The 6,366-nt window shown below is 59.0% G+C and carries 6 protein-coding genes; all 6 read right to left on the bottom strand.

The features are described from left to right. Positions 1 to 81 precede the first annotated feature (81 nt). On the bottom strand, positions 82 to 981 hold the full coding sequence (locus NV64_RS22310) for an AzlC family ABC transporter permease (RefSeq protein WP_255410345.1): 900 nt from the start codon (positions 979 to 981) through the stop codon (positions 82 to 84). Between the two features lie 153 nt (positions 982 to 1,134). Continuing rightward, the gene (locus NV64_RS22305) at positions 1,135 to 1,983 is read right to left on the bottom strand and encodes an AraC family transcriptional regulator (protein WP_056232648.1); all 849 of its coding nucleotides are present in this window, start codon (positions 1,981 to 1,983) and stop codon (positions 1,135 to 1,137) included. Between the two features lie 711 nt (positions 1,984 to 2,694). After that, entirely contained in the window at positions 2,695 to 3,549 is an 855-nt protein-coding gene (gene rpoH / locus NV64_RS22300; protein ID WP_056232650.1) for an RNA polymerase sigma factor RpoH, read from the bottom strand. Between the two features lie 293 nt (positions 3,550 to 3,842). After that, a complete protein-coding gene (gene ftsX / locus NV64_RS22295; RefSeq protein WP_056232652.1) occupies positions 3,843 to 4,835 on the bottom strand; it encodes a permease-like cell division protein FtsX in 993 nt (330 codons plus the stop codon). Next, complete coding sequence (gene ftsE, locus NV64_RS22290) at positions 4,825 to 5,493, bottom strand: cell division ATP-binding protein FtsE (RefSeq protein ID WP_056232654.1); 669 nt, start codon at positions 5,491 to 5,493, stop codon at positions 4,825 to 4,827. The genes ftsX and ftsE overlap by 11 nt, the downstream gene beginning before the upstream one ends. Before the next feature lie 5 nt (positions 5,494 to 5,498). Beyond that, a partial coding sequence (gene ftsY, locus NV64_RS22285; protein WP_101506815.1) for a signal recognition particle-docking protein FtsY occupies positions 5,499 to 6,366 on the bottom strand: 868 nt, incomplete at its 5' end.

Genomic DNA, 6,366 nt, shown 5'->3' with positions numbered 1-6,366 from the left:
CCAGAAACCTGGCAAACGCATAGCGTCGCAACGACCTGCAACTAACCGGATTTCATGCCGCGTTACCCGCCAGTACCTGACTTACAACAGCCAGCTTATCAGGTAAAACACCCCCAGAATCAGCAGTACGCTCAGCACCATATGCCGTACCCGGGCGGCAATGACTACCCCGGCCACTGCACCGTACAGGTAAGGATTATCCGCCATCCCGCGCACGGCCCCGTCGTGCAGCAGAATAATCGGCCCACAGATGGCGGTCAGCAGGCAGGGGGCCGAATACTTCAGCGCCTCACGCAGCAGCGCGGGCAGCCGCACCGGCACCATAGGTTCCAGAAATACGTAGCGGTTAAAGAACACCAGCGCCGCCACCGCCGCAAGCATGCCGCTCAGCCCGGCGATCACGATTGCTCCTTCCACCCGGTACAGGCTAAGGATCATCGACAGCAGCAGCGATACCACCACGCCACACAGCACGCTGCGTGATTGAACCATCGGTACCACGATGGTGATAAAGGTGGCGACAATGGAGAAGTCGAGATGCCAGCGGTCCAGATCCGGGATCGCCGAGGCCATCACCACTCCCGCCAGGCTGAACAGCACCCAGCACAGGTAAAAGCACAGGCCCGCGCCGATCAGATAGCCCGGCGTCAGCTTCTCCTTCGGCTGCGCGCTGGCGAGGGCAAACAGCTCATCGCACAGCAGATAACCAACCGGCAGCCGGTAACGCAGCGCCATCCGCGCCACGGTTTCGCGCAGCGTCAGGCCGTACAGCAGGTGTTGAGAGGTAATAAAAAACACCGAGACCACGATGGTCAGCACGCTGCCGCCGGAGAGCAGCAGCCCCAGCGTAACCAGCTGGGCGGCACCGGCAAAGATAATCGCCGACATCCCAAGGCTCTGGGCAAAGGTCAGCCCGGCCTGCACCGCCATCGAACCGGCGAGGATCCCCCACGGGATCACCGACAGGCACAGCGGCAGCATCGCCACCGCGCCGCGAAAAAAACCGGACCACGGCCGTTGCAGGGCCGATCGTTCAGAGAGCAGTACATTATCCATCACGCAGGTTCCTGTAAAAAATCAGCAGGCAGTGTGAAGGCCGGGCGGGTATGAAAGCTTGAAGGAAATTGCGCAGCTTCAGCGGCGCAAGGGCTGCCCTCTGCGCGCCTGCACGTAGTCACCCGGCGTGATGCCGATTGAGTTTTTAAAGTGACGGGTGAAGTGGCTTTGATCGGAGAAGCCGCAGCGCAGCGAAACCTGGGCAATCGCTTCACCGCGATCCAGCCCTTCCCGCGCCCGGCACAGCCGCTGCTGTAACAGCCAGGCGTGCGGCGTCATCCCCAGGCTTTTTTTGAACTGGCGCAGGAAGTACCACGGACTAAGCCCGGCTATCTCCGCCAGCTGCTGCAGCGACCAGTTCTGTTCCGGATGGGCAGCCATCAGCTCACGCACCGGCAGTACCGCCCGCGTAGCATCGGCGACGGCTGCCGGCACCACGCGGGTGCGGCTGTAGCGCATCACCAGCCAGGCGAAGGCGGTCAGCAGCAGCGACTCTTTCAGCAGCGTATTGCCCTGCTCCGGCAGCAGGGAAAACAGCAGCCGCAGCTGCGCCGACAGCGCCGGATCGTGCAGCACCGCGTCGGGAAACCACGGCACCGCAGCCGGCCCGGTGCCGGGCGACAGGCGGGCAAACAGATCAGGGTGCGGATAGATTGCCCGGTAGGACCAGCCGCCTTCCACCTCCGAACAGCCGGTATGCACCTCGTCGGCGTTGACCAGAATAATATCGCCGCTGGGTGCCACGTGGTCGCCGCCGGAGCGCCAGAAGCGCTGCGCGCCGGTTTCAATCACGCCGACGCAGAAGGTTTCATGCACGTGACGCGGAAAGCGGCGGCGGTGATAGTTCGCCTCCAGCATGGTCAGCCCGTCGAGTTCCTCAAGGCAGAACAGCGTGGCTTTCTCACCGGGTGCAGCGTTGTCATCCATCGTTTTCAGCCTTGAACAAAATTGCGGTCAGAGATGGTGTTGATTGCTCACTTTCTGCCGACAGAAACAAAAAAACCGCCGTAGCGGCGGTCTATTTGTGCTGGTTAGGTTAGCGGCCTTTCCAGCGGGGCTTTGGTTACCAACGTAACGCAAGTGCATCTCAGCGCTCTTATCCTGAGCTGTTTTAAATATGCTGTCAAGTATCCTGAGGCGATTAATAAGCATACAATACCCGCGGACCTTTTCGCCGCCTTAGCAAGCGGGCACCGGATTCAGGAAGGGATATCCAATGGCCGTTAACGCAAGTGCATCTCAGCACTTGCATTCACGGTTTCATCTCCGGTGGTGGCACCGTGAAGCGGTCTGTTGCAAGGACCGCGCAATGAAACGATACCTGCGTATTGTTCTCGTTGTCTCTGCCGCGCTGCTGTTAGCCGGAACCGGGGGCTGGAGCATCTCCAATAACTCGATTTCAGTGATCATCAACATGGCAGGCAAGTAAGCCGGTGGCCGCCCGGCAACGGGCGGCTCACTTCAAAACCAGGCAAAACACAGACAGCAGGCATAAAAAAACCGCCCCAGGGAGCGGTTTCTTTGTGCCGGTCAGGTTAGCGGCCTTTCCGGCGAACTTTGGTTACTAACGTAACGCAAGCACAAGCCAGTGAACAGATATTAAGCTAATGTAGAACGTGGCTCAAGCGCTCTGTGAGGTTACGCCTCAATCGCCATACGCAGCTTTTTCATGGCGTTCTTTTCCAGCTGACGCACGCGCTCGGCGGAGACGCCATACTGGTCGGCCAGCTCCTGCAGGGTAGTCTTGTTATCATCGTCCAGCCAGCGGGCGCGGATAATGTGCTGGCTACGCTCGTCCAGCGCCAGCATCGCATCGCTCAGCTTGTCGGCGGCGTGATCGTCCCAGTTGTCTTCCTCGATGCCGTTGGCAAAGTCAGAGGTTTTATCCTGCAGATAGAGCATCGGCGCCATGGAGCGGCCTTCGCCTTCGTCTTCCGGCGTCGGGTCAAAGGTCATGTCCTGCGCAGACATGCGCGACTCCATCTCGCGGACGTCTTTGCTGGAAACGCCCAGCTCGCGCGCCACCATTTCGACCTCATCCTGATTGAACCAGCCGAGGCGCTGCTTGCTTTTACGCAGGTTAAAGAACAGCTTACGCTGAGCTTTAGTCGTCGCGACCTTCACAATACGCCAGTTACGCAGCACGTATTCATGGATCTCCGCTTTAATCCAGTGCACGGCGAAGGAGACCAGGCGCACACCCACTTCCGGGTTGAAACGGCGCACGGCTTTCATCAGGCCGATGTTACCTTCCTGGATCAGGTCCGCCTGCGGCAGGCCATAACCGGAGTAATTACGAGCGACGTGAACAACAAAGCGCAGGTGAGACAGGATCAGCGTTTTTGCTGCTTCCAGATCAGCCTGGTAATGCAGCCGTTCAGCCAGCGCTTTTTCCTCTTCTGCCGTCAGCATAGGCCAGGCATTGGCCGCCCGGATGTACGCATCCAGGTTGCCTAAAGGAGCAATAGCTAAAGTTTGCATTTCTTTGGTCATTCAAACCCTCTCTGTATCAACTATCGTGGTTGCGCCACTCCCTGACGCGGCTGACTACACTACGCGAATCGCTAACGGATTAGGAAGCAATCTGTGCGCCATTATGCGTCAGTGTCTTAAATTCAGACATCAGAGTTATCCACAAGTTCAGTTGGATCGGTGGATAAGCACGAGGTCTGCTGTTGCGCGGCGGCGGTAAGGATGGCAGGGGGAAGTGACAAACTGATGAACTTCCTCTGCGGCACAGGCTCACGCAGCAGAGGAAGATTATATCAAAAAAACGTGTTAATGCGTTACTGCGGCGTAAATCGGCGTAAATGTTGCACCGTCGCCAGCCAGGCCGCAATCCAGCCAATCATCGCGGCTATCAGCAGCAGCAGCAGGCCTTCATCCCAGCCGAGGCCGTGCAGCGCAAAGGTGGTGCCAAACACCGTCGCCACCTCGGCCACCACCGACTCCAGCCGCAGTACCAGGATTTCCGACAGCACCAGCGACAGCAGCGCGCCGCTAAAGCCCAGCAGCGCACCACCGTAGAGGAACGGCCGCAGGATAAAGCCGTCGGTAGCGCCGATCAGCTTCTGCACGTTGATGGTATCGCGCCGCGAGAAGATGCTCAGGCGCACGCTGTTGCCGATCACCAGGAACACCGCCACGATCATCAGCACGCCGATCATCGCCGCCACCTGGCCCACCAGCCCGGTCAGCGCCGCCAGGCGGGCAAACCAGCTGTCGTCCATCTTCACTTCATCAATACCCTGCACCTTCGCCACGCGATCGCGCAGGGTGGTCATGCTGTCGGTGCCCTGGAAACTGAGCTTCGGCGTAATGATGGCCACCGCCGGTAATGGGTTCTGTTCCAGCATATCCATCGCGCCGCCAAAGCCGGACCAGTTGCGGAACTCGCCCTGCGCCTCTTCCCGCGACAGATAGTTGACCTTCTCCACGCCCTCTTCCTGCTTCAGCTGATTAACCACGCCTAAGGCGGCATCATCATCCAGCGTCTTGCTCAGGTAAACGGTAATCTGCGGCGCGGGGTACCACTGGTCGGCGGCCTGGCTGACGTTTTTCCACACCAGATAGCAGACGCTCGGCAGGGTCAGTGAAATGGCAATCACCATAATGGTCAGCAGGGTCGCCAGCGGCTGACGCCACATATCCGAGAGTGAGCCACGCATTGCGTAGCGCCACTGCTCCTGCCAGCCGCCCTTCAGCGCCTTACTTTTAGACGGCACCTTCTGCGGCTTCGCTTTAGGCGCCGTCGAGCGGGCATTACGCTTATTCACCACGATAACCTCCGTGCAGACGTCCCTGGCTCAGCGTCATCAGGCGATAGTTGCGGCGGGCGATCAGCCCCATATCATGGGTCGCCATCAGCACCGTCACTCCAACGCGGTTAAACTCTTCAAACAACCGCAGAATATCTTCTGACAGCGCTTCATCGAGGTTACCGGTCGGTTCATCGGCCAGCAGCACCGCCGGCTTGTTGACCACCGCACGGGCAATGCCCACGCGCTGCTGTTCACCGCCGGAGAGCTGGATCGGGAAACTCTTCGCTTTATCGAGCAGGCCGACCTTATCCAGCGCGGCAGAAACGCGGCGGCGTATATCTTCGCCGCTGGCCCCGGCAATAATCAGCGGGATAGCAACGTTGTCATACACCGAGCGATCCATCAGCAGATGGTGATCCTGGAAGATCATGCCAATCTGCCGGCGCAAAAACGGCACTTCACGGCTTTTCAGACGGCTGATATCGTGGCCGCCGAACCAGATATGCCCGGCACTCGGGCGTTCAATGCCACAAATCAGCTTCAGCAAGGTACTTTTCCCCGCCCCGGAGTGTCCGGTCAGAAACGCCATTTCACCGGGGCGCAGATGGAAATCGACCCCCTGCAGCGCTTGCCGACCGCCGAGATAAGCCTTACTGACTTCTTCAAAGCGAATCATCCTAATTAGTCCTCTCGGGCAAAAAGTGCCTCAATAAAATCGTCAGCCTTAAACGATCGCAAATCTTCAATGCCTTCACCCACGCCGATATAGCGAATCGGAATGTTGAACTGATCGGCCACCGAGAAGATCACCCCACCCTTCGCCGTACCGTCCAGCTTGGTCAGAGTGATCCCGGTCAGGCCGACGGCCTCGTGGAACAGTTTAGTCTGGCTAATCGCATTCTGGCCGGTACTGGCGTCAATGGTCAGCATCACCTCATGCGGCGCATCCTCGTCCAGCTTCTTCATCACGCGGGTGATCTTTTTCAGCTCTTCCATCAGATGCGCTTTGTTCTGCAGGCGACCGGCGGTATCGGCGATCAACACGTCGACATTACGCGCCTTAGCGGCCTGAATAGCGTCGAAGATCACCGAGGCGGAATCGGCACCGGTATGCTGGGCGACCACCGGGATATTGTTGCGCTGGCCCCATACCTGCAGCTGCTCAACGGCGGCGGCGCGGAAGGTGTCTCCCGCGGCCAGCATCACCGACTTGCCTTCGGCCTGGAACTGGCGCGCCAGCTTGCCGATAGTGGTGGTTTTACCCACGCCGTTGACGCCAACCATCAGGATCACAAACGGCTTGTTCGGCGTGATATCCAGCGGCGCTTCCACGTCTGCCAGGATGCCGGCCATCTCGGTTTTCAGCAGACCGTAAAGCGCTTCGGCGTCACGCAGCTGGCCTCGGCTGGCCTGCTGCGTCAGGTTGCTAATGATGCGGCGTGTGGTTTCCACACCGACGTCGGCAATCAGTAACTGCTCTTCCAGCTCTTCAAACAGGTCGTCGTCGATTTTCTTACCGCGGAACAGGCTGATAAAACCGGAACCGAGG

It is taken from the genome of Erwinia sp. B116, from assembly GCF_002865965.1.
Taxonomy (GTDB): Bacteria; Pseudomonadota; Gammaproteobacteria; order Enterobacterales; family Enterobacteriaceae; genus Erwinia.
Note: the sequence above shows the minus strand (reverse complement) of the source record. Positions and strands in the feature narration are given on the sequence as shown.